Annotated in this window: 23 protein-coding genes; 19 read left to right on the forward strand and 4 right to left on the reverse strand. The window is 45.5% G+C overall.

Annotated elements, in window-relative coordinates:
- Positions 1 to 984: 984 nt before the first annotated feature.
- The 4 genes from ASV53_RS07720 (at position 985) to ASV53_RS07735 (ending at position 3,173) form a co-directional block, all read left to right on the forward strand.
- Positions 985 to 1,620 (forward strand): lysoplasmalogenase, encoded by a 636-nt coding sequence (locus tag ASV53_RS07720; protein ID WP_094956676.1) that lies wholly within the window; start codon positions 985 to 987, stop codon positions 1,618 to 1,620.
- A 119-nt stretch (positions 1,621 to 1,739) separates the two neighbouring features.
- Positions 1,740 to 2,063: a putative signal transducing protein gene (locus ASV53_RS07725; protein ID WP_094956677.1), complete on the forward strand. Its 324-nt coding sequence runs from the start codon at positions 1,740 to 1,742 to the stop codon at positions 2,061 to 2,063.
- A gap of 117 nt (positions 2,064 to 2,180) precedes the next feature.
- The gene (locus ASV53_RS07730; RefSeq protein WP_062688231.1) at positions 2,181 to 2,423 is read left to right on the forward strand and encodes a YecH family metal-binding protein; all 243 of its coding nucleotides are present in this window, start codon (positions 2,181 to 2,183) and stop codon (positions 2,421 to 2,423) included.
- A gap of 156 nt (positions 2,424 to 2,579) precedes the next feature.
- Positions 2,580 to 3,173 (forward strand): YhgN family NAAT transporter, encoded by a 594-nt coding sequence (locus ASV53_RS07735; RefSeq protein WP_062688233.1) that lies wholly within the window; start codon positions 2,580 to 2,582, stop codon positions 3,171 to 3,173.
- A gap of 111 nt (positions 3,174 to 3,284) precedes the next feature.
- Here the strand turns inward: ASV53_RS07735 and ASV53_RS07740 are convergent, their stop codons facing one another.
- A complete protein-coding gene (locus ASV53_RS07740) occupies positions 3,285 to 3,551 on the reverse strand; it encodes a DUF1145 domain-containing protein (protein WP_062688235.1) in 267 nt (88 codons plus the stop codon).
- A complete protein-coding gene (gene rsmD / locus ASV53_RS07745; protein ID WP_094956678.1) occupies positions 3,551 to 4,153 on the reverse strand; it encodes a 16S rRNA (guanine(966)-N(2))-methyltransferase RsmD in 603 nt (200 codons plus the stop codon). Before rsmD ends, ASV53_RS07740 begins: the two co-directional genes overlap by 1 nt.
- A 244-nt stretch (positions 4,154 to 4,397) precedes the next feature.
- Between rsmD and ftsY the strand changes: the two genes are divergently transcribed.
- From ftsY to glpD, 9 genes are all read left to right on the forward strand, one after another.
- The gene (gene ftsY, locus ASV53_RS07750; protein WP_094956679.1) at positions 4,398 to 5,741 is read left to right on the forward strand and encodes a signal recognition particle-docking protein FtsY; all 1,344 of its coding nucleotides are present in this window, start codon (positions 4,398 to 4,400) and stop codon (positions 5,739 to 5,741) included.
- 3 nt (positions 5,742 to 5,744) lie between these two features.
- Positions 5,745 to 6,419, forward strand: coding sequence for a cell division ATP-binding protein FtsE (gene ftsE / locus ASV53_RS07755; protein WP_062688239.1), 675 nt, complete (start codon positions 5,745 to 5,747; stop codon positions 6,417 to 6,419).
- Positions 6,409 to 7,335, forward strand: coding sequence for a permease-like cell division protein FtsX (ftsX, locus tag ASV53_RS07760; RefSeq protein ID WP_062688241.1), 927 nt, complete (start codon positions 6,409 to 6,411; stop codon positions 7,333 to 7,335). The genes ftsE and ftsX overlap by 11 nt, the downstream gene beginning before the upstream one ends.
- 122 nt (positions 7,336 to 7,457) lie before the next feature.
- Complete coding sequence (rpoH, locus tag ASV53_RS07765) at positions 7,458 to 8,318, forward strand: RNA polymerase sigma factor RpoH (RefSeq protein ID WP_094956680.1); 861 nt, start codon at positions 7,458 to 7,460, stop codon at positions 8,316 to 8,318.
- 491 nt (positions 8,319 to 8,809) lie between these two features.
- A complete protein-coding gene (gene glpE / locus ASV53_RS07770; protein ID WP_094956681.1) occupies positions 8,810 to 9,130 on the forward strand; it encodes a thiosulfate sulfurtransferase GlpE in 321 nt (106 codons plus the stop codon).
- Positions 9,131 to 9,147: 17 nt separating this feature from the next.
- Entirely contained in the window at positions 9,148 to 9,987 is an 840-nt protein-coding gene (gene glpG, locus ASV53_RS07775) for a rhomboid family intramembrane serine protease GlpG (protein ID WP_062688245.1), read from the forward strand.
- 347 nt (positions 9,988 to 10,334) lie between these two features.
- Positions 10,335 to 11,699 carry a glycerol-3-phosphate transporter gene (gene glpT, locus ASV53_RS07780; protein ID WP_094956682.1) on the forward strand — a complete coding sequence of 455 codons (1,365 nt, stop codon included), beginning with the start codon at positions 10,335 to 10,337 and terminating at the stop codon, positions 11,697 to 11,699.
- 97 nt (positions 11,700 to 11,796) lie between these two features.
- Positions 11,797 to 12,558, forward strand: a complete 762-nt coding sequence (locus tag ASV53_RS07785) for a DeoR/GlpR family transcriptional regulator (RefSeq protein WP_062688247.1) — start codon at positions 11,797 to 11,799, stop codon at positions 12,556 to 12,558.
- 209 nt (positions 12,559 to 12,767) lie between these two features.
- Positions 12,768 to 14,285, forward strand: coding sequence for a glycerol-3-phosphate dehydrogenase (gene glpD / locus ASV53_RS07790; protein WP_094956693.1), 1,518 nt, complete (start codon positions 12,768 to 12,770; stop codon positions 14,283 to 14,285).
- A 97-nt stretch (positions 14,286 to 14,382) separates the two neighbouring features.
- Here glpD and ASV53_RS07795 read toward each other — a convergent pair whose 3' ends face one another.
- Positions 14,383 to 14,802, reverse strand: a complete 420-nt coding sequence (locus ASV53_RS07795) for a flagellar basal body-associated protein FliL (RefSeq protein WP_083540813.1) — start codon at positions 14,800 to 14,802, stop codon at positions 14,383 to 14,385.
- A 167-nt stretch (positions 14,803 to 14,969) separates the two neighbouring features.
- On the opposite strand from ASV53_RS07795, the gene ASV53_RS07800 reads away from it, so the two are divergent.
- Positions 14,970 to 15,512, forward strand: a complete 543-nt coding sequence (locus tag ASV53_RS07800; protein ID WP_094956683.1) for a chorismate lyase — start codon at positions 14,970 to 14,972, stop codon at positions 15,510 to 15,512.
- The gene (gene ubiA / locus ASV53_RS07805) at positions 15,506 to 16,366 is read left to right on the forward strand and encodes a 4-hydroxybenzoate octaprenyltransferase (protein ID WP_062688251.1); all 861 of its coding nucleotides are present in this window, start codon (positions 15,506 to 15,508) and stop codon (positions 16,364 to 16,366) included. The genes ASV53_RS07800 and ubiA overlap by 7 nt, the downstream gene beginning before the upstream one ends.
- 326 nt (positions 16,367 to 16,692) lie before the next feature.
- Here the strand turns inward: ubiA and plsB are convergent, their stop codons facing one another.
- The gene (plsB, locus tag ASV53_RS07810) at positions 16,693 to 19,134 is read right to left on the reverse strand and encodes a glycerol-3-phosphate 1-O-acyltransferase PlsB (protein WP_094956684.1); all 2,442 of its coding nucleotides are present in this window, start codon (positions 19,132 to 19,134) and stop codon (positions 16,693 to 16,695) included.
- 298 nt (positions 19,135 to 19,432) lie between these two features.
- On the opposite strand from plsB, the gene lexA reads away from it, so the two are divergent.
- From lexA to ctaD, 4 genes are all read left to right on the forward strand, one after another.
- Complete coding sequence (gene lexA / locus ASV53_RS07815; protein ID WP_094956685.1) at positions 19,433 to 20,053, forward strand: transcriptional repressor LexA; 621 nt, start codon at positions 19,433 to 19,435, stop codon at positions 20,051 to 20,053.
- Positions 20,054 to 20,289: 236 nt separating this feature from the next.
- The gene (locus tag ASV53_RS07820; protein WP_094956686.1) at positions 20,290 to 21,087 is read left to right on the forward strand and encodes a class I SAM-dependent methyltransferase; all 798 of its coding nucleotides are present in this window, start codon (positions 20,290 to 20,292) and stop codon (positions 21,085 to 21,087) included.
- Positions 21,088 to 21,310: 223 nt separating this feature from the next.
- A complete protein-coding gene (gene coxB, locus ASV53_RS07825; RefSeq protein ID WP_390960255.1) occupies positions 21,311 to 22,462 on the forward strand; it encodes a cytochrome c oxidase subunit II in 1,152 nt (383 codons plus the stop codon).
- Positions 22,463 to 22,477: 15 nt separating this feature from the next.
- The gene (gene ctaD, locus ASV53_RS07830) at positions 22,478 to 24,136 is read left to right on the forward strand and encodes a cytochrome c oxidase subunit I (RefSeq protein WP_094956687.1); all 1,659 of its coding nucleotides are present in this window, start codon (positions 22,478 to 22,480) and stop codon (positions 24,134 to 24,136) included.
- Positions 24,137 to 24,138: the final 2 nt, after the last annotated feature.

The following is a 24,138-nucleotide window of genomic DNA, read 5'->3' on the forward strand; positions in this document are numbered from 1 at the left end:
CTATTCGTCGGCAGCGTCAGTTGTGTTTAAGAGTCAGAATTTTTATTTGCTTAGTAAAGCATTGGCAGCGTCATGAGGCCCGCAACAACTGCGATCATCATAAGCCCTTGTTTTTGGGAAGAAGTGAACATATTGAGGCTCCTTAATTAGCTGCTAAAGATATGTTGTTAATAACAATAGCATTGTTTTCATGCTTTAGGCAACCTTGAATGTCATTTTGTTGTAAAAAACACAATTTTAAAGTCGATATTTAAGGGGTTTATTACTATTAAACTGTATTTTTTGATGTGGTTAAAAAATGAGTGATTGCGATCACAGTTTGGCTTGTGTTGTTAAGTGGTTGATTTTGTAGTGATTAATTGTGGTGGTGTTGCGTTATTTATCGTCAGTATGAGTGTTGTTTATTGTGGCTTATGTTTTTTTGAGTAATTCAAGGTTTGGTATTCCTAATGGTGCTGTCGCGATGTAAAGCTAGCGGTTTGTAAGGGAATGCTTTCTGCAAATAGAATATTTATCTATTAATCAACCAACTAAAGCCATTTTATCGCTTCTGTAATTTCTATATTTTTCATCATCGGGTAGTGTCGTTAGTTACGGTTGAGTTGAACCGTTCCCAATGAAATATCGATTGTTAAGGTGTTGTTTTTAATGTGATTTACTCAGTGGCTTTAAAACTTTATGAGGTTGTTTTTATGTGTTTTTACCAATTTTTAAGCATATGGTTTTTTGTTTTGTTCGATCTTTTCTGCTTTTAAGCGGGAAACCGTTTGCGTGGGGTTTTTTGTTTTAATGAGGCTTGCCGTATAAGGAGTAAAGATCATTGCATAAGTTATTTTTGGTTAAAGAGGCTAATCTATCTGAGTGTGATATATCGCAATAGGGAAAGTTAGGTTTTATAAGCGGTGTCTAGTTATCGAGGTGAGTGACTAGACAATAACGGTCGGATTTTTACACTGTGCTGCATTAATCAAAAATGGTGATGTTATGTGGGTTTGGTTAGCCATTTCATTTTCAGCGTTGCTGCACATTAACGCGGCCTATAAAGGGCCAAAGTGGCAGTTTTATCTTTTTAAGCCATTAACGACAGGATTGTTAATGGTCACCTTATGGCAGCATGGTCTCTCTCATTTTTATCAACAGGCTATCTTTGTGGGTTTGTTGTGCTCAATGGTGGGTGATATCTTCCTGATGTTGCCAAGAGATCGGTTTGTCCAAGGGCTGGGTAGTTTTCTGGTTGCCCATATTATTTATTCTGTCGCCTTCTGGAGTCAGCTGACAAGCAGTATGGTGTGGTGGCTCCCTGCCATGCTTTTTGGTGGCGGGGTGATTGTATTTTTGTTACTGCTACCAACATTGGGTCGCCTTGTTATTCCCGTCGCCTTGTATATTGGCATGATAACGCAAATGGCTTGGGCCGCTGGGGAGTTTTGGTTAACTACCCAAAGCCTAATGGGCGCTTTTGCTTTTGGTGGTGCCTTGATCTTCATGGTGTCAGATTCTGTATTGGCCATTGATCGTTTCCGTGGGCCTTACCACAGCGCCACAGCAATCGTAATGACAACCTATTATCTCGCGCAGTCTTTGATTGTCCTATCGGCATTGATGATGGCATCAGCATAGTCAGATGAGCATGATGTGATAATTGGGCTCTTCACGAACTATCATTATTCCATCCTCCCCTTGAAAGCGCGGAGGCCTTATGGCGGTCTGATTGGTATTAGCGAAGATAGGGAGATGGGATGTCAGTACATTGGGTTGTAGTGTATCGCGCTGCCAATAGCTTGGAAGCGCATTGCTTAAAAGGTTTATTGGAAAGCGACAATATTAGCGTAAAACTCACTGGGGAAAATTTATCTTCTGCTGCAGGCGAACTGCCAGCAAACGTAGTGGAAGTCGGTTTGTGGGTGGACGCATCCGACGTTGCTCAAGCCACGGTTATTTTACAGCATTATGAACAACAGCAGTTGGGTGAAGAGTGGCAGTGCCGACATTGCAACGAGATAAATGAAGCTCAGTTTGAAGTGTGTTGGCAGTGCGGCTGTGACCCGTCGGAGTCAGAGTAGCTGAACGCCACATCATAAGGTGCATATAAAATGCATTTATTTGTTTTGGGTCAACAACCCAATGTGAAGATATGCTGTAATACCGCTATTGTTTATCATCACCAATGAGAATTCATCATGACTGAATCTGTTCACGCCCACAATGTCCTTAATATGCTGCTTGAAGATGGCGCAGATTTCACATTAGCATCGCTACGCCAAGCTGTCGTAACACAATTTGGTGATGATGTTCGCTTCTATACTTGCAGCCAGCAAGGTTTAACGTTTGATGCACTATTGGCATTCTTGCTTGATCGCCGCAAAGTTATTCAAGATGGCGACAAGATTACGGCAAACCGTGACCGTATGTGTAGTCACTAAAATTTAATAGAATAAATTCGTTTTGAGGGGGTGGTTTTAATCGCCTCCTAATTGTTCGTTTGTTATACTCCTCCCGCGCTTACTTCAGCCGTCCGGCTGACAACGTCTATATCTACTTATACATACTTACAACTACTCTCAACTTGAGGTCTGCCTGTGGAAATTATATCTGCGGCGGTCATGTTATTTTTAATCATGGATCCGCTGGGTAATCTGCCAGTAATGTTGTCGATCCTGCGGCATATTGAGCCGAAACGTCGACGTCTCATTATGGTGCGGGAATTGTGTTTTGCGTTGATTATTTTACTGCTGTTTTTATTTGGCGGTAAACAGATGCTGGCTTTCCTGCATGTATCAACGGAAACCGTTAGTATCTCAGGCGGTATTATTCTGTTCCTAATAGCGATCAGGATGATCTTCCCTCAACCGGGTGGTGTGACTGGGCTTGCGGCAGGTGAAGAACCTTTCCTCGTGCCTATGGCCATTCCCATGATTGCGGGGCCATCAGTATTGGCATCATTGCTACTACTGTCGAATCAAGATCCAACCCGTACCTGGGATTGGGCGCTTTCAGTGCTATTGGCATGGGGCGCGACATTTATTATCTTGATGTTTTACGAAGTATTTAACCGCATACTGGGTGAACGAGGCTTGAAAGCCATCGAACGTTTAATGGGGCTATTGTTGATTATGATGGCGACCCAAATGTTCTTGGATGGTATTCGTTCATACCTACATATTGGGGCATAACAGCAGCTAGCTGTAGCGAAGTAACCTGAAATTACGGCTAAATAGCGATAAATATAGAAAAGGCGGCTAATCAGCCGCCTTTTTTGTATCTGGTGTTTTCCGCGAGTTATTTTACATCATGTATTTACGGCGAATATCGAGTAGAGCGAAAATACCGAAAAACAAAATGGACCACTTTTCCCACTTGGTCATAGCCACTTTATCGCCAAATGCACCAATGAACATCAGTGCTTGAACGCCATGCATCATAAACAAGAAGCCAGTCATAATGTAAAGCACAATGGCCGTTAGCCCTGGAAACGGGTGGAAAATATTAATTGCTAGCACTAGCCATACAAAGCCAATAGCCACTTTGGCCAGTAATAGTAATGTTTTCATTATTCCTCTCTTTCAAATAAGCGATAGCTCACTTGCCCAGCGATTTTCTCTCGGTGGAGATGCCAATGTGCAGGTGTGGGCAAATCGCCTAGTTCCTTTTCTGTTTCGATATAAATCATGGCTTGTGGTGTGAGCCAACCGTTATTCTCAAGTAGCTCAATCACACTCGCGATCAAATCCTTACGAAATGGAGGGTCAATGAAAACCACATCGTGCGGTGTGCCTGCTTGAGCCAGAAACTTAAGGGCATCCGTATTGTGCAATGTGGCATTTTCAGCGCCAATTGTCGCCAAGTTTTGTTTGATTTGATTCGCAGCTTTGCTATCGAGTTCTAATAACGTCAGGCTGTCAGCACCACGAGAGAGAGCCTCAAACCCTAACCCGCCACTACCCGCAAAAAGGTCTAAACATTTTGCCTGGTACAAGTCTTGTGCTAACCAATTAAAGACAGTTTCTTTGACACGATCAGTCGTTGGACGCAGCCCTTCAACATCATGAACAGGGAGTTTTCGTCCACGCCAGCGGCCGCTGATGATTCTGACGAATCCTGTTTGGCGGTTATTTTGTTGATTTCGCCCTGATTGTTGCTTGTGTCTCGTCATAAATTTCGTCGACCGTTAAGAAAATGATAGTATACACCTGTTTTTCGGTGGCAAATTAGCCACATTAACACCATGTCTATTTCGTTTGCTTATCTCTTACTGCTTATCTGCTGTTTTCTGTATAGGCAGCATGTATGCAACAGTAATACATAAGGGGTGAATGAACGAAATGGCCATGAGTTAGGTTTTAACTCAACAGGCTGACATTGTGATAATTGTACCAATCAAGCTGTAGGATTTGCCAATGGCAGAAAAAAAGAAACGCGGTTTATTTTCGTGGCTAGGGTTTGGCTCTGAAGAAAAAGCAGAATCAAATGTTGAACAACCCGCTGTAGATGAAACTGCGCAACAAGAAACGGATACCCAAGCGGCGGCAGATGCTCAAGCGGTAGCGAAAGCAACTGAAGACGCAGAAGCACAGGTAGCTGCGAAAGCGACTGAAGAAGCAGAAGCACAGGCAGCTGCGAAAGCGGCTGAAGAAGCAGAAGCGCAGGCAGTAGCGAAAGCGGCTGAAGAAGCAGAAGCGCAGGCAGTAGCGAAAGCGGCTGAAGAAGCAGAAGCACAGGCAGTTGCGAAAGCGGCTGAGGAAGCAGAAGCCCAAGCTGTTGAAGAGGCAGAAGCTGCCGCGACAGCTGCGGAAGTGCACGAACAAGAAAAACCAAAGAGTGAAGGCTTTTTTGCACGCTTAATGCGTGGCTTAAAAAAGACAAAAATGAATTTCGGTTCTGGCTTCTTTGATTTATTCAGCGGTAAAAAAATTGATGATGAGCTTTATGAAGAGCTGGAAGAGCAATTACTGATCGCCGATGTCGGTATGGATACGACCAACAAGATCATTAAAAACTTAACCGATCGTGCTAGTCGTAAAGATCTGAAAGACGGAGATGCGCTTTACGGCCAACTTCGCGAAGAATTAAGCGAAATGCTGGCAACTGTCGAGCAGCCATTGGTGATCGATACCACTAAAAAGCCCTTTGTTATTTTGATGGTGGGTGTGAATGGTGTGGGTAAAACGACCACTATTGGTAAGCTTGCTAAGCAATTTCAGCGTGATGGAAAATCTGTGATGTTGGCGGCGGGTGACACTTTCCGTGCCGCTGCGGTTGAGCAGCTACAAGTTTGGGGTGAGCGTAATAACGTCCCAGTTGTTGCTCAGCACACGGGTGCCGACAGTGCTTCTGTTATTTTTGATGCGATCGAATCTGCAAAAGCTAAAAATGTCGATGTTGTGATTGCCGACACTGCGGGTCGTCTGCAAAACAAAGGTTACTTAATGGAAGAGTTACGCAAAATTGTACGCGTAATGAAGAAAGTGGACCCAGAAGCACCACACGAAATAATGCTTACTGTCGATGCAGGCACGGGGCAAAATGCGATTAGCCAAGCCAAACTCTTCAGTGAGGTTGCACCTGTTTCAGGTATTACGCTATCGAAGCTGGATGGAACGGCAAAAGGTGGTGTCATTTTTGCGATTGCCGATCAATTTAACATTCCAATCCGCTACATTGGTATTGGTGAAGGCATCGACGATTTACGTCCATTTGCCTCAGAAGAGTTTATTGAAGCGCTATTTAGTGACGAGGGTTAATTCGTGATTCGATTTCAGCAGGTAAGTAAAGTATATCGTGGCGGTGGCGGCAGCCCGGCATTGCAAAAAGTAGATTTCCATCTGCAAAAGACCGATATGGCTTTTTTAACAGGTCACTCAGGGGCTGGTAAAAGTACCCTGCTGAAATTGATTTGCGCCATTGAACGACCGAATGACGGTAAAATTTTATTTAATGGCCATGATATTAGCCGTTTAAGTAATAAAGATATCCCATTTTTACGTCGTAACATTGGCATGATTTTTCAAGATCATAAATTGTTGCTGGATCGTACCGTGTACGACAATGTGGCATTACCATTACGGATTAATCAATCGTCTGAAACGGACATTAAACGTCGCGTTTCAGCTGCATTAGATAAAGTGGGCTTGTTGGATAAAGCCCGCTGTTTACCGCTTCAATTATCGGGTGGTGAACAACAACGCGTCGGCATTGCCCGTGCGGTTGTTAACAAACCTATGCTGCTATTGGCCGATGAACCTACCGGCAACTTAGACGCAGCGCTGTCACAACAAGTGATGGATTTATTTGAGGAATTCAACCGAGTTGGTGTGAGTGTATTAATGGCAACCCATGATACCTCGTTGCTAAATTCGCGAAATTATCGCCGACTCGATCTACACCAAGGTTGTTTAAGGGAGCTGACTCGTGGCGCGTAACAAGCATGGTTTCTTTGCGATTCATAAACAGCAAGCTGTAGCGGCTCTACAAGATCTATTCAAGCGCCCGCTTGGCAATGTGCTAACGCTGGCGGTACTCGCATTAGCGCTTACCTTACCTGCGACCTTCTATCTATTGGCGAAAAATGTCGCCTTGGTTGGCCAAGCATGGGAAAGCCCAACACAATTGACCCTCTATATAGAAGAAGGGATCGCTGAACCGACAGCCAATCGTCTGGCTGGCGAATTACGCGGCTGGTCTGAAATTGAAAGTGTGGAATACATTTCCCCCGATGAAGGCTTACAGCAGTTTCGTCAAAATGCGGGCTTTGATCAGGCTCTCAGCTTGTTGGATGAGAATCCATTGCCTGCAGTCATGGTGATCCGCCCGACTGAAAACTGGCAGAGCAGTGCACAAGCAACCGCGCTTGCGGCCAAGTTGCGTACTGAATCGGCGATTGCCGAAGTGCGTTTAGACAGTGACTGGTTACAACGTTTAGCCGCCATCAAACAACTTGCTATTACCTTGGCAACGATTGTGTCAGGCTTGATGCTCATTGCCGTTTTCTTGATTGTAGGTAACACCTTGCGCCTGCAAGTACTGAATCAGAAAGACGAAATTCAAGTGATGAAATTGGTGGGTGCAACCGATCAATTTATCTTGCGACCTTACCTTTATACCGGTGTTTGGTACGGCCTGATTGGCGGTATTAGTGCATGGGTTTTGACTGCCATAGTGACAATTCTACTCGATAGCGCTGTCGCAACATTGGCGGGTTTATACGAAAGTAGCTATCGTTTAGTCGGCTTGAGTTGGGATGAAACCTTAATTTTATTGATGATTGCAGCGTTCCTCGGCTTAGGGGCTGCACGCTTATCAGCAGGTCGTCATTTGAAAGAAATTGAACCTGTCTGACATTTTTTTGTCAATATTTGGTGTAGTTTACCCAGCTTACTTGCAACCGAGGGGTCTTTTTAGGCATTATAGGCGGTTCAAGTAACTTTTCATTCGTATAAAAAACACACGAGGTTTTTTACATGGCAAAAGCGATGTCTTCAATGGCTTTGGTTTCCGCAGATAGTTTGGATAGCTATATCCAAACCGTGAACGGCTACCCAATGCTTACCGCTGAGCGCGAACGTGAGCTTGCTGAACGTTTGCATTACGACGGTGATATCGATTCAGCAAAATCTCTCGTCATGTCGCACCTGCGTTTTGTTGTTCATATTGCACGCGGTTATTCTGGCTATGGGTTACCTATGGCTGATTTGGTGCAAGAGGGCAACATAGGTTTAATGAAAGCAGTGAAGCGCTTTAACCCAGAAGTAGGGGTTCGATTAGTTTCATTTGCTGTGCATTGGATTAAAGCTGAAATTCACGAATACGTATTACGTAACTGGCGTATTGTGAAAGTTGCGACCACCAAAGCACAACGAAAATTGTTCTTTAACCTGCGCAAAGCGAAAAAGCGTTTGGGCTGGTTTAACAATGAAGAAGTAAACATGGTAGCGGAAAAGCTCGGTGTGGATGCTTCTGAAGTACGTGAAATGGAATCGCGTCTGGCTGCGCAAGATCCAACATTTGAAATGCCAGCAGAAGATGACGATCGCAACACTGGTTATACAGCCCCTGTTTATTTCTTAGAAGACAAAGCGTCTGATGTGGCTGTTAGCCATGAAGAAAATAACTGGGAATCGCACGCTAATAATCGTTTATCGCACGCATTAGCGACGCTTGATGAACGCAGTCAACACATTGTACGTTCTCGTTGGTTAGACGATGAAAAAACAACGTTGCAAGAATTGGCAGATAATTATGGTGTATCTGCAGAGCGAATTCGTCAGCTAGAAAAGAATGCGATGAAGAAGCTTAAAGCGGCGGTAGGTGATTTATTCTAGGATCGAATAAGCCCTTCTGATCACGCTACAAATGAAGCCGGTATGATACCGGCTTTTTTACGCCTAAAATTTGAGAGTTACCTCACACTTGTGCGTAGCTCTGTGCATTACTTAGCATCTTATCCACAGTTTATAATGGATCCAAACTACATGTAGTGGATCCTAAATCTGAAAACCACATTATCAACGTAATTCACAGACTTTTCCACAGTTGGTCGCTTTGTGATCGTTTTTTGATTGAGTGTTCTATCAGTGGGCGATCAACACCTTGTCCCTGCTGGGTTTATGCACAATGACTTCGGTGTGGATAAGCCATTTTTTCGCTGTGAGCTTGTGAGTAACTGTTGCCATGGAGTGGGGCGAATACCCAGTAACAGGGATTGGCATCATGGAATGATCGCAAAACGGACGATCGTCACATATTATGGATCTAATAATAAAGCGGTCGGATCATTGATTCAGACCCTATTCAATAAAAAGTGAGAAAGTGAATGGATCAGTTTGAACATATTTCAGTGCAGGATGCGTATAGCATGTTGCAGCAAGCACAAGGGGTATTGGTGGATATTCGAGATCCCCAGTCACATGCCTTAGCACATCCTCATAACGCCTTTCATCTGACCAACGACACCATGGTGCGTTTGATGGATGAAGTGGATTTTGATCAGCCTATTATTGTGATGTGTTACCACGGCATTAGTAGCCAAGGTGCGGCACAATACCTGATTAACCAAGGGTATGATGCGGTATATAGTATGGATGGTGGCTTCGAGGCGTGGCGTCGAGAAGGTTATCCAGCCAAAGAGCAGTAAACGCGGAGTAATAAGCAATGCATCGGTTAGTCGGACTTCCTAATCCTCGACAGGCGCAAGCCTTTATCGATTATATGGCCTCACGTGGTATCACCATTCAAATGGCATCAGAGCCGGAAGGTGTGTTTGCATTGTGGTTAGCAGATCGCCAGTATTTGGTTGAAGTGGAAGCTGAGCTGGCCGCTTTTATTGCTGATCCGTATGCCAAGCGCTATTCAGCCGCATCGTGGGAGGTTGCTGAAAGTCGAACGGCGAAGTTCTACTACCAAAACCCGAGTTTGCTTAAAATGGTAAAAACCCAAGCCGGACCTTTTAGTTTATCGGTGATGGTAGTGGTGATTACTATCTATGTTTTGTGGTTTTTAGGGTTTCGTCAGCCGATTTTTGCTCTTACCCATTTTCCGACCATGCAAGGTGATGAATGGCAGCTATGGCGTTATTTCTCTCATGCGCTAATCCATTTTTCGGCTTTGCATATTGTCTTTAACTGCCTGTGGTGGTGGATTTTAGGGGGGCAGCTGGAGCAACACAGCGGTAGCGGTAAGCTCATTCAAGTTTTCTTGTTCTCTGCGCTTATCTCTGGCTTTGCCCAGTTTTGGTTGCATGGTGCAAACTTTGGTGGTTTGTCGGGGGTGGTATACGCCTTGATGGGTTACATCTGGTGGCTTGGCTGGTTAGCACCAGAACGTGGCTTAGTGTTACCTAAGCCTTATGTGGGCTTTATGCTGGCATGGCTGGTTATTGGCTTTGCCGAACCTTTTGGTATGTCGATTGCGAACATGGCACACCTGTTTGGTTTACTGAGCGGTTGCGCGCTAGGCTTTATTGATGCCAAACGAACCCCAAGCCATGCTTAATATCGGTTAGTTTTAGCATCTGCTTCAAATTATCTTATTAAAACGCAGTCAGTGATGGCTGCGTTTTTCTTTTTTATTCAGATAGATATAAAAAGGTCAAATTGTTTAATTCTGAATCGTTACCAAACGTGTTGAATAATGAAGCGTGATCAACTTCTGAGTAAAAAAGAGCCGTAAACTGCTGCTAATTGAAAACTTAATCTTCGTTTATGATTGTTTTCACGGTTTTTGTTGTTTGTTCGCGCAATAATTCGCGCACTTTGAGCGTTTTTACTTTTTAAACGCTCACTTTGTCCCAATACGTTATTTTCACCATCGCCATAAGAATATTATATAAGGAACATCTTATGTTTGGCTTGTTTCGCCCTGCAGCTCATATAGAGCGATTAGCCGGAGATCAAACTGATCCCGTCTATAAGCGCCTTCGTTGGCAATTATTTGCTGGTATTTTCTTCGGGTATGCCGGTTACTACTTAGTACGTAAAAACTTCAGTTTGGCGATGCCATTTCTGATTGAAGAATATGGTTATAGCCGCGGTGAACTAGGTGTTGCTTTAGCTGCGGTGTCAATTGCTTACGGTTTATCTAAATTTTTAATGGGGAACGTGTCTGACCGTTCAAACCCCCGCTACTTTTTAGCCGCAGGTTTGACGATGTCATCACTGGTGATGCTGTGCTTTGGCTTTATGCCATGGGCGACAAGTAGTATCGCTGCGATGTTTATCCTTTTGTTCTTAAACGGTTGGTTCCAAGGTATGGGTTGGCCAGCTTGTGGGCGAACCATGGTGCACTGGTGGTCACGCAAAGAGCGGGGTGAAATTGTATCAGTCTGGAACGTTGCCCATAACGTGGGTGGTGGCTTGATTGGTCCTATGTTCCTTCTGGGTCTGTGGGCATTTAACGATGACTGGCGTTCAGCCTTCTATGTACCTGCTTTCTTCGCACTATTGGTTGCTGTATTCAGCTTGTTAGTGATGCGTGATACTCCGCAATCTTGTGGTCTGCCTTCAATCGAAGAGCATAAAGATGATTACCCAGATAGCTACGACGAATCACATGAAAAAGAGATGACAGCGAAGGAAATTTTCTTCAAGTATGTCTTTAACAACAAACTACTTTGGTTCATTGCTATCGCGAATGCGTTTGTATACTTGATCCGCTACGGTGTATTGGACTGGGCGCCGGTTTACCTAAGCGAAGTCAAACATTTCACGGTAGATAAATCATCTTGGGCTTACTTCTTATACGAGTGGGCTGGTATCCCTGGCACACTATTGTGTGGTTGGATGTCGGATAAATTCTTCAAAGGCCGTCGTGCGCCAGCGGGTATTTTGTTCATGGCATTAGTGACCGTGGCGGTATTGGTTTACTGGTTCAACCCTCCGGGTAACCCAACGGTTGATATGATGGCGTTGGTTGCAATTGGCTTCTTGATCTACGGTCCAGTTATGCTGATTGGTCTGTACGCACTAGAACTTGCACCGAAGAAAGCAGCGGGTACTGCTGCTGGTCTGACGGGTCTGTTTGGTTACTTAGGTGGTGCAGTGGCAGCAAATGCAGTCTTAGGCTATACCGTTGACCACTTTGGTTGGGATGGTGGCTTCCTGGTACTGACGGCATCGTGTGGTTTCTCTATCTTCTTCCTAACACTGGCGTTAGTGGGTGAGAAAAAGATTGAGCATGACCACCATGTAACAGAACAAAATGCCTGATTGAGATCGCCATCATTGGCATCTTAAGAGTGCTGTAGGTAATATGATAAGGCTCCGTATTCGCGGAGCCTTGTTGTAACTAGGAGCCGCGTGAGCAGTGAAGCAGAGTAAACGTCATCAAGAAATTATCGATCTTGTGAAAACACAGGGTTATGTCAGTACCGACGATTTAGTTGATCGCTTTAACGTCAGCCCACAAACAATCCGTCGTGATTTAAACGAAATGGCGGCTGACAACAAAATTCGTCGTCACCATGGTGGCGCCACCATTCCTTCTAGTTCTGTGAATACCTCATACAGTACCCGTAAAGTGATGCAACTGGCCGAAAAAGACCGCATTGCCCAAGCGATGGCCTCTCACATTCCAGATGGTGCGACCCTATTTATTGATATTGGTACTACCCCCGAAGCGGTTGCTCGTGCCTTGCTGGATCATAATGACTTGCGCGTGGTAACGAATAACCTCAATGTGGCGAGTATTCTCACGGGAAAAGATGATTTTCGGGTGATTTTGGCCGGCGGTGAAGTACGTAACCGCGATGGCGGTATTGTCGGTGAGGCAACCCTCGATTTTATCTCTCAATTTCGATTAGATTTCGGGATCATGGGCATCAGTGGTATTGACCTTGATGGCTCATTACTGGACTTTGATTACCATGAAGTGCGCGTTAAGCAGGCAATTATTGAAAACAGCCGCTGTGTCATGTTGGGCGTCGACCATACTAAGTTTGGTCGTAATGCTATGGTGAACTTGGGAGACATTAGCCAAATCGATATGCTGTTTACTGATCAGCAACCACCAGCGGAATTGAACCAACGAGTGATAGAGCACGAGATTCATCTCGAGATTATTGCTTAACCTCTTCTATTTTCGAAAACGAACGGGCTACCTTTATTGGGTAGCCCGTTTTTTTTGTGCTAATGATCATGCTGTACGAATAAACAGCAAGAATTGTGATGATCTTGATCAATATGTTCGCTACTATGTTCGCAATCGAGCATTTTAATGTTCGTTTTGTTTCGATTTTGAGATTAACGAAGAGTCAGATCAAAGGTGAGGTAGATCGCATGGTAGTAGAACGCAATGAAGTGCTCGACGTAATTGTTGTGGGTGGTGGTATTAATGGGGCGGGGATTGCCGCTGATGCCGCTGGTCGTGGCCTTAAGGTTGGTTTATATGAAGCTAATGACTTTGCTTCAGCAACATCATCTGCCAGTTCGAAGCTTATCCATGGTGGTTTACGTTATTTAGAGCATTATGAGTTTCGCTTGGTCGGTGAAGCCTTGGCTGAGCGTGAGGTGTTATTACGTAAAGTGCCGCATATTGCTCGTCCGATGCGTTTTCGTTTGCCTCACCGTCCTCACCTTCGCCCTGCGTGGATGATCCGTGCTGGTTTATTCCTTTATGATCACCTAGGTAAGCGTACGACTCTGCCTGCGAGTGAAGGCCTCAAGTTTGGTGCCGATTCGGTATTGGCCCCTGAAATTACCCGTGGATTTGAATATTCAGATTGTTGGGTAGATGATGCGCGCCTCGTGATTCTGAATGCAATGGAAACGGCAGAAAAGGGCGGGGAAGTCCGTAACCGTTGCCGTGTCGAGCAAGCACTTCGTGAGGGCGACATTTGGCGTGTTACGATCCGTGATATGCGAACTAACCAAACTTTTGAGCGCCGCTCACATGCCTTAGTGAATGCGGCGGGACCTTGGGTAAAAGCGTTCTTTGACCAAAGTTTAGCGCAGGCATCACCGCGAAACATTCGCTTGATTAAAGGGTCACACATTGTGGTGCCACGCGTGCACGATCAGCCACAGGCGTACATTCTACAAAACGAAGATAACCGCATTGTGTTTGTGATCCCTTATTTAGACCGTTTCTCAATTATTGGTACCACGGATGTGGAGTACCAAGGCGATCCACGTGAAGTGGCGATTGATGAAAGCGAAATCAATTATCTGCTTAACGTTTACAACAATAACTTCAAAAAAACACTGCAACGTGACGATGTGGTATGGACCTACAGTGGGGTACGCCCATTGTGTGATGATGAATCGGATTCACCACAAGCGATAACCCGTGATTACACCTTAGAGTTGGAGCAGGATGGTCAAAATGCACCATTACTGTCTATTTTTGGCGGCAAGTTAACGACTTATCGTAAATTGGCTGAAGCGGCAATGAACCATCTATCTCCCTTCTTTGCGCAGATGCAGCCATCGTGGACCGCTGATTCATACTTGCCGGGAGCTAGTGCCCACTTTAACCGCGACCAGGCTCAGCAACAGTTGATGCAACAATACCCTTGGTTGGATGACTTTACGGTTGATCGCTGGCTAACGAATTATGGTGAACGAGCGTTACAACTTGTAGCTGGCGTGGAAAAACAAGAGCAGATGGGGACTGATTTTGGTCAGGGCCTAACAGCTTGTGAACTTGATTACTTGGTAGCGCATGAATTTGTGCAAACGGCAGAAGATGCATTATGGCGCCGTAGTAAGTTAGGTTTATATCTATCAGCAGAGCAACAGCAAGCGGTGGCTGAGTACCTGAAAGCACATCCCTCGCAGGAAGATGTTGCCGCTTAGTATGGTGACGTTACACTGAACAGCGCTGACTGGTAACAATAAAGGCACTCCTCGGAGTGCCTTTTGTCTTTTTTGCTAACCAGCAATGAGGTTGGTATTACTGGTATAAGTACTTGGTAAATAGCAGTTCTGTTAGCAGCTTTTGATTGGTTTCGGCGATTAATAGCTCGTTAACGGTATCGAGACATATTTGGCGAATTTCTTCACGACCCGCCAGTGATTTTACTTTTGCTTCTGGCTGGCGGCCGATAATAGTGATAATGGCATCACGGATCAGCGGTGAATGTTCTTCTACTATTTTGATTAAGCTTGGGTCTATCACCATTAGATCAATTTGGAGGCGAAGATAGCCTAAACGGTTGCCTTGGGTAACGTAGTTGGTCGTAATATCGGGTGCTAACGTGTAATACGAATATTGCGGCTTAGCTTGGGCAGTTTCTTCTTCTGCCAAGGAAAGCGGAGAAAACAGCATACAGGTCAGGAGTAGCATTAGGTTAACGATTTTTGATTTCATCATAATATTCATCAGTTTGTGGGAATTAACTGTCAGGAATCGCTTTCTTTCGATCGTAACGATATTCGTACCCGTTACAGCTTGCTACAATAGTGAACCTTAATGGTAATAAATTAACCACATTCTACCAAGCTATTTTATGAATGCTTGCCAGAATTTGATTTGGAAAAATGTCAAAATTCAAGCAGTTGTACAAACCTCTATTAGATGATGCGAAGTGGCAATTACCGGATCACTTAGGCATTGAGGGCACCGAAATTGGGCATTGGTTGCTTGAACAGGATTCATTGTCACGTCGTTTTCAGCGCCATTGTGAAGTCTTTACTGTGTCTTTAATTGAGCAGGTTAAGATTGCACGTACTGCGTTGACGGATGATGAACGCGCGTTAATTGGTGATGCTGATTGCCTGATGCGGAAAGTGATCTTACGAGGTGATGATGAGCCTTGGGTTTTCGCGCGCACCTTGATCCCAATCTCAACCCTAACAGGGCAAGAAAGTGACCTCGAACAGTTAGGCGAAATGCCATTGGGCTTTCGTGTTTTCACCGATCGCAGCGCACGCCGTGATGCGTTAGAGGTTGCGGATGTAGGTACGACAGAATCCCCGTTATGGGCGCGCCGCTCTCGCTTATGGATAAACGAAAAACCGTTGCTGGTGGCGGAACTCTTTCTCGCCCAAGCACCTATCTACACCAAGGAGAGCCAATGTTAGCGATGACCAAGGCGAAAGCGTATTGTCAACTTGCTCGGTTTGATCGACCGATTGGCAGCTTGCTGCTGCTTTGGCCTACATTATGGGCGCTGTTTCTTGCTGCCGACGGCTTTCCTAACTGGGAAGTGCTGATTGTTTTTGTGTTGGGCGTGATTTTTATGCGGGCCGCCGGCTGCGTGATTAATGATTTCGCCGATCGTAATTTTGATGGCCATGTGAAGCGTACTGCGCACCGTCCAATGCCCTCGGGCAAGGTGTCGGAACGTGAAGCGTTGGGGTTATTTGGTTTATTGGTACTGGTGTCATTTTTATTGGTACTTACCATGAATACCTTAACCATCATGCTCTCTGTGGTGGGGTTGTTATTGGCGGCCACATACCCGTTCATGAAGCGTTATACCCATTTGCCTCAACTGGTACTAGGGATGGCGTTTGGTTGGTCGATCCCAATGGCCTATGCAGCCCAGTCGGGTGAGTTACCCCCCGCGGCTTGGTTGTTGTTCTTGGCCAATATTGTATGGACGATTGCCTACGATACTCAATATGCGATGGTTGATCGTGATGATGACTTGAAAGTCGGGATTAAATCGACCGCGATCTTGTTTGGCCGTTTCGACAAGATGATAGTGGGTGGGTTACAGTTCGCGACATTAGTCTTGTTGATTGCAGTCGGTGTCGTGTTGTCACTGAGCCAAGTGTACTACTGGTTCTTACTGCTAGCCTCTGGTTTGTTTGTCTATCAGCAACAACTACTGCGTGATCGCGAACGTGAACCATGTTTTCAGGCATTCTTAAATAACAATTATGTCGGCATGCTGATTTGTATCGGTATTGGTTGGAGCGTCTGTTTCTAACCGTATTTAGAGCAGATCATGCCGTGACTAAAAAGCACCTTCTGGTGCTTTTTTTGTATCTGTGGCTAACCAGCTAGAATGATCAGTGACTTAATTATATTGGTATCATAGAGCTTTAGGGTTAGCGTGAACTAAAAGCCTTAAAGCTGTACATCTAAGGTAAGCTAAATATTTTTATTGTTGTAAATCTGATGGTTATTGGCTTTAGAGTTATGGTGTACCTATTGCTCTAAAGCGTATTCATGTGCTGAAAATGGACTGCAAGAGATGATTAAATGCAAAAAAAGCCGCTCGAAAGCGGCTTTAGATGATGTGATTAGCTTGGCTTAATCGTTAGTGATCTCACGCTCTTCACGGCTCATGACCGCGTGAATGGTGAGTTTCACTTCTGGCGAAACCAGACTTGCTAACTGATCGGCCAGTTCTTCCACTGGACGTGAAACCGCATGACACTCTTCGTTAAGATAGCCTTCTTCACGCAGTGTTTTAACCAGCGTTGCAAACACCCCTTTATCGAAGAACTCAGGTGCATTGATCCCGTGTAGGCGACTTAGACGCTGTGCCATCATTTGGCTTTGCTGCTCTAAATCACTTTTCATCATTTGCGGTTCTGTACGCAGTAATGTAAGAGCAATAGCATAACGTTGCAGCGTTTCAGAGATGGTGCGTGCAAGCAGCTGTAGTGGGCCAATGCGGGCATTGTTCATCGAAATATGAACGCCATCATTAAGCAATAGACGCTGGCGAACAAGCTCTGCAATCAGCTCATCAATCACCGCACCTAATTCTTCTTTTTCATAGCGTAGGAATAGTTCTGCTTTTAAGAATGGGTACAGTTTTTCAACTTGATCGTGAATTTCATCAACCGTTAGGGTCTGATATTGCACCACAATATGGGCAATCAGCGATGGCAGTGCAAACAAGTGAATGATGTTATTGCGGTAATAGGTCATTAAGATCGATTGCTCACGATCAAGCGAGATAATCTCACCTAACGCATCACGCTCAACCAAGAATTTATCCATCTCGATCGCATGAGGGACCAAGTCTGCAGCATCTTCAGAAGGCATGGTACTTTGCTCTGAGTATGGCGTATTACGCATTAACTCTAAGTAACATGTGACTTGCTGCTCTAGCTCTTCACGGCTTAACGCGCGCTGTCGTGATGACAACAGTGCCAGACCACATAGCGTCAGGGCATTGGTGGCTGCCGCATCGTTAATGTGAGTCATCATTTTCACCGCTAAGCTATTTACTACTGGGTTTAACCAGTGTGGACGCTGCGGTTCAATCGGGTCGATGTCTTTGTGCCAATCCGGCGCGTGATCATTCAGATATTGATTGATCGGAATAGGTTCGCCGAAGTTTACGTACCCTTGGCCAAAGTTACGTAATTTTCGTAAGGTACGCAGGATTTGGCCAAAGTTTTCTTTCTCTTTACGTTTACCTTGTAGTTCTTTGGCGTAGGTGCTGACTTCCATCACGTGTTCGTAACCGATGTAAACAGGAACTAACGTCACGGGACGGTTGAGACCACGCAGCATCGCTTGAATCGTCATTGATAACATGCCGGTTTTGGCCGGTAGTAAACGACCAGTACGTGAGCGGCCACCTTCGCTGAAGTATTCTACCGAATAGCCTTTGGCAAACAGCTCGGCCAAGTATTCACGGAACACGGTCGAGTACAGACGGTTACCTTTAAAGCTACGACGAATAAAGAAACCACCACCGCGGCGGAAGATCGGGCCTGCAGGGAAGAAATTCAGGTTGATGCCCGCAGCAATGTGCGGCGGCACTAAGCCTTCTTTATACAAGACGTACGACAGCAACAAGTAATCCATGTGGCTACGGTGACAAGGCACGTACACAATCTCATGGCCGTCTTGGGCTAACTGACGAACACGCTGCGCGTTGTGAATATTCAAGCCTTGGTACAAGCGATTCCAGAACCAGCCAAGAATACGCTCACCGTGACGGATCAATGAGTATGAGAAGTTAGCGGCAATTTCTTCCATCATATCGACGGCTTCTTTGCGCACTTTCTCGATCGGCACATCGCGGCTTAATGCTTCTTCTTCCACGACTTTTTCAATGGCTTTAGACGCTAATAGGCGTTTAAACAGCAATTGGCGATCTGGCAATTTAGGACCAGAAGCTGCCAGTTGTTGGCGAGAAAAGTGAATTTTAGCGACACGCGCCAGTTTATGCGCTATTGCGTTATCAATGCCGTGGTGATCAGCCATGTAGCGTAACGATACTGGTGAGCTTAAACGCACCATACAGTCACGACCGTGTGCCAATATTGTAAACATCTTTTCTGGGCCCGTTAAGGCACGCAGAACCGGTTTATGATTGGTTTCTTTACCTGGCTTACGACCCCATAGAATCGATGCAGGGATCAGCTGAATATCAAGTTCAGCATCTTGTTTGTGCAGTTCGAGTAGTTCAGTGAACTGAATGAGCGACGAGGGTGGTAATTCACCATCGCTGCCAAAAATACTGGGAGCATCTGCGACAAAGACAAAGCGATTGAATGTGCGATCACCTATTTCGAGCGGTGAGAGTGGGTCTGGAAGGCCAAGCTCTTTTGTGCTGCGACGTAGTGTTACCAAATCCGTTGTTGAACGAAAAGGTAGGATATAGATGATAGGACGCGCTAAGTCTAACGCCAAATCTTCTACTGGGTTAGACGGAATTGAATGCGTTTTAACCAGCAGAGAAAGCGGCAAATTGAGTGTTTTTTGATAAAATTTCTGCCAACTTGACATATCTTTTACTAGCCTCGGTTTTTTAACGAGGCAAGGATATCATTAAACACGCGCAATCTTGCAGCGAAAATCATTTAGAAGATGGTAAAGGTGACATTTTTATTGTTCATATTTGCTAACTAATTGTTTAGTGATGGCGCTCACTAAATTATCAGGCGTAATAATGTATTTCGGCAGAGGTTTACGTGGAGATATACCGCAGGTAAAAGTTAATTGTTGTTTTGATCGACAAGTCGCTTTTCAAGCAGGCTAACACTGGATATACTCACAGTGACTGTATAAAAAGACAGGGTATGCTATGAAGCCGTTAACGCCGCGCCAACAAGAAGTCTTTGAGCTAATCAAAGCAAAAATCGAAGATGCTGGAATGCCGCCTACACGTGCTGAAATAGCGCGTGAACTTGGATTCCGCTCTGCGAATGCTGCAGAAGAACATTTAAAAGCACTTGCGCGTAAGCAGGTGATTGAAATTATTCCTGGTGCTTCACGAGGCATCCGCCTTATTGCCAGTAATGATGAGCCAGAAGAAAAAGGGTTACCACTTATCGGCCAAGTTGCTGCTGGTGAGCCTATTTTGGCGCAAGAACACGTTGAAACACATTATGAAGTGGATGCGTCACTCTTTAAGCCTCGCGCAGATTTCTTATTGCGTGTTAGCGGTATGAGTATGAAAGATATCGGCATCATGGATGGTGATTTACTGGCGGTGCATAAAACGCAAGACGTGCATAACGGCCAAGTGGTTGTTGCTCGTGTTGATGATGATGTCACCGTGAAACGCTTAGAGAAAAAAGGCTCGCAGGTATTACTGCATGCTGAAAATGAAGAGTTTGCGCCGATTGTGGTCGATTTAAGCCATCAGCACCTTTCAATTGAAGGGATTGCGGTTGGTGTTATTCGCAACAGTGACTGGATGTAATTTTCAGCCCCACACCTTCATCGCTTCACTTTCATCAAGCGCTCGTCATACCGACGGGCGTTTTTTATTGCCTGTCTTTTATTGCCTGCCTTGTATTGTTTTCTCTGATTTAGAAGATCCAGAGAATATCTTTGCAAAAGTAAATGAGAGTTATTATCATCTCTGTATTCACCATTGAGTGTGCTCACCAGTGAGCATGTTCGCCGATCTGAGTGATCATAGGGAGATGAAAAATCATGGGCAGTCCAGTACGCTACAAGATACCACCGAAATTGCTCCAGCCGCTTTGGCTTCGCAGCCGAGAAAGCATGGATGATAATGGACTGATCTATGATCCTGTGGCGGCGGCGGCATGCAGCCAATGCCACCTTGTCCCTGATTGTTTATCGGGTAATGTTACCGAGCGTCAATTGCTGCACGCCACCTTAACCTTGCAATGCGATAAGGTGGTTTTACAGTTTCTACGCCGTAATCCCAATGGCTACGTCATCAATGTGGGGGCAGGGCTAGATACCCGATTTTACCGACTAGATAACGGAAGATGCCGTTGGTTCGAGCTAGATACCGACGAGAATTTACTTTGGCGTGAACGTCTTTTTCATAAAAGCGAACGTTATACCATGCGCACTGGTTCTGTCACTGAACTGAGTTGGTTAAAAGCGCTCCCTGCCATGAATAATGTCCCTGTACTCTTGATGTGTGATCAAGCATTACTGCAATGCAATAACAGCCAACTGGCTCAGTTTATCCAACGTATTGGTTGTCATTTCAGTAAGCTTGAAGCGTGTGTTGTACTGGCAGGAGATGCATGTGATTCGTTATTAGCGCAAAAAATGGGGACAGAAAAGTACCAGCATGGCTTTGCTGAATCCGCCCAGCAGATACTCAATTGGCTGCCTTGGGCTGAATTGGTGAGTTACCAAAGTCCTTTCGATCATCACTGCGGTCGCTGGCGTTCATGGCAGCGCTGGGTTGCCAAGATGACTAGCTTAAAATATCGCCTGACTCCTGTTGTTGTTCACTTCCGCCTATAACGCCCTTTTTATCTAGCTATTTCACCTAAAGTCGAATGGTTTTGGGTGTCGCTTCGTTTATTATCTCTCTATTTTTAAACTGGTAATTTATTGCACTATCGCCAGATCATGTCCTAAGTTAAATGTAAATGAAGTGTTAATTTCATGCGCAGGTGATGCGGTTTTTTCCTGCTCATGCACTTAGGGATATCGTCTTGTTGGTGTTACCAGGGGAGGGATCGGGGTGACAATTCGCCAATTGTTCTATGGGCTGTTTGCTGCCTTTTGGGCACTACCAGTTGCAGCCGAAACGAAAACCATGCCACTGAATATGACCCAAGGGGTCACCGACATTAGCCAGCAGGTTTTTGATCTCCACATGACAATTTTTTACATCTGTGTCGTGATAGGGATCATCGTGTTTGGGGTCATGTTTTGGGCCATTATTCATCATCGTCAATCGCGTGGTGCCGTTGCCGCGTCTTTCCATGAAAGCACCAAAGTTGAAATCCTATGGACGCTAATTCCATTTGTGATTTTGATTGTGATGGCGATCCCTGCAACCAAAACCTTGCTGGCGATGGAAGATACGACGAAACCCGATCTGACTGTGCTGATCACCGGTTCGCAGTGGAAGTGGCACTATAGCTACTTTGACCAAGATGTTGAGTATTTCTCGCTGTTAGCGACATCACCCGCCCAAATAGCCAACGAACGTGAAAAACGCGATAACTACTTACTTGAAGTCGATCGCCCTTTAATTCTGCCTATTGGTCAAAAAGTTCGTTTTCTTATTACTTCTCAAGATGTCATTCACTCGTGGTGGGTACCCGCTTTCGCGGTGAAAAAAGATGCTAATCCAGGCTTTATTAACGAAGCGTGGACCCGTATTGAAGAGCCGGGTATTTATCGCGGCCAATGTGCAGAGCTGTGTGGTAAAGACCATGGCTTCATGCCGATTGTGGTGATTGCGAAAACTCAAGTGGATTACGAAGAGTGGTTACAAACCACTAAGGTTGCTCAGCAACAAGCCCGTGAAGAAGAGCAACGTTTGTTAGATATGCAGTTACCTATGGATGAATTGATGGCGCTGGGTGAAAAAACCTATCAGACACGTTGCGCTGTGTGTCATCAGCAGGCAGGGCAAGGGATCCCTGGTGCATTCCCTGCGCTGGCTGGCCAGGGATTGTCGGTCGATAAAAGTAAGAAGCTTGAGCATATTTCGATTGTTGTACACGGTAAGGCAGGTACGGCGATGCAAGCTTTTGGCCCGCAGTTAAGTCTAAAAGAGATCGCGGCAGTGATCACTTACGAGCGTAACGCATGGGGAAATGATACTGGCGATACGGTGCAAGCCGCCGAAGTACAAGCCGTGTTGAATGGCGAGAATCTTTAAGGGAGCAAGAGACCAATGACGGATATGTTACGAGAGCAAACCGACGTTGAGCAGCCTGATTCGCCGCCATCCGAGAGTGAGCATTCAAACCATAACGAGGCGGGTCATGGCCATCATGAGCACCAGCATGGTCATCAACCTAAAGGGTTAATGCGCTGGGTGCTGACCACTAATCATAAAGAAATCGGTTCGCTGTACTTAATGTTTAGCTTTGCGATGTTCTTGACGGGTGGTGCGATGGCGATGGTGATCCGTGCTGAGCTTTTTCAGCCTGGATTACAGTTAGTTGAGCCTAACTTTTTTAATCAGATGACCACAGTTCACGGCTTAATCATGGTATTTGGTGCTGTAATGCCCGCTTTTACAGGGTTAGCGAACTGGATGGTGCCTTTGATGATCGGTGCGCCAGATATGGCGTTACCGCGGATGAATAACTGGAGCTTTTGGATCCTGCCTTTTGCATTTGCCATGCTGCTGGCTTCGTTATTTATGGAAGGCGGCGGTCCCAACTTTGGTTGGACCTTCTATGCGCCGCTTTCCACCACGTACAGTCCTGCCAGTACGGGGTTGTTTGTCTTTGCTATTCATATCATGGGGATCAGTTCCATCATGGGGGCAATCAATGTGATTGTGACCATCATGAATCTACGCGCGCCAGGTATGACTTACATGAAGATGCCGCTGTTTGTGTGGACATGGCTGATCACGGCATTCTTATTGATCGCGGTTATGCCAGTGTTAGCGGGTGCGGTCACCATGGTGCTGACCGATAAATACTTTGGTACCAGCTTTTTTGATGCGGCAGGCGGGGGCGATCCTGTGATGTTCCAGCATATCTTCTGGTTCTTTGGGCATCCTGAAGTCTATATTATGATTTTGCCGAGTTTCGGTATCATTTCTGCCATTATCCCTGCATTTTCTCGTAAGAGACTCTTTGGTTATAGTTCGATGGTCTATGCGACCGCCTCGATTGCCGGGTTGAGCTTTTTAGTCTGGGCTCACCACATGTTCACCACGGGGATGCCCGTCGCGGCTGAACTCTTCTTTATGTATTGTACCATGCTGATCTCCGTGCCAACTGGGGTGAAGGTGTTTAATTGGGTTGCCACCATGTGGCGAGGATCGCTGACCTTTGAGGTGCCAATGCTCTTTGCGATCGCCTTTATCATCTTGTTTACCATCGGGGGTTTCTCTGGCTTGATGTTGGCGATAACGCCTGCTGATTTCCAGTATCACGATACCTATTTTGTGGTGGCACATTTCCATTATGTGCTGGTGTCTGGAGCGATATTCTCGATCATGGCGGCAGCGTATTACTGGCTCCCTAAATGGACGGGGTACATGTTTGATGAGCGCTTAGCAAAATGGCATTTTTGGTGCTCGGTGGTGTCAGTTAACATTCTCTTTTTCCCTATGCATTTCCTTGGTTTAGCGGGGATGCCACGCCGTATTCCTGATTATGCGCTTCAGTTTGCTGATGTGAACATGGTGGTCAGTATTGGTGGCTTCTTGTTTGGCTTATCACAATTTATTTTCTTAGCTGTCATCATCAAATGTGTTCGAGGTGGAGAGCCTGCGGCCGCAAAACCATGGGATGGTGCCGAAGGGCTTGAGTGGACAGTGCCGTCACCTGCACCTCTTCATACCTTCTCGACGCCACCCAAAGTAGATTAGGG

It is taken from the genome of Photobacterium sanguinicancri, assembly GCF_002265265.1.
In the GTDB taxonomy this organism is placed as follows: domain Bacteria; phylum Pseudomonadota; class Gammaproteobacteria; order Enterobacterales; family Vibrionaceae; genus Photobacterium; species Photobacterium sanguinicancri.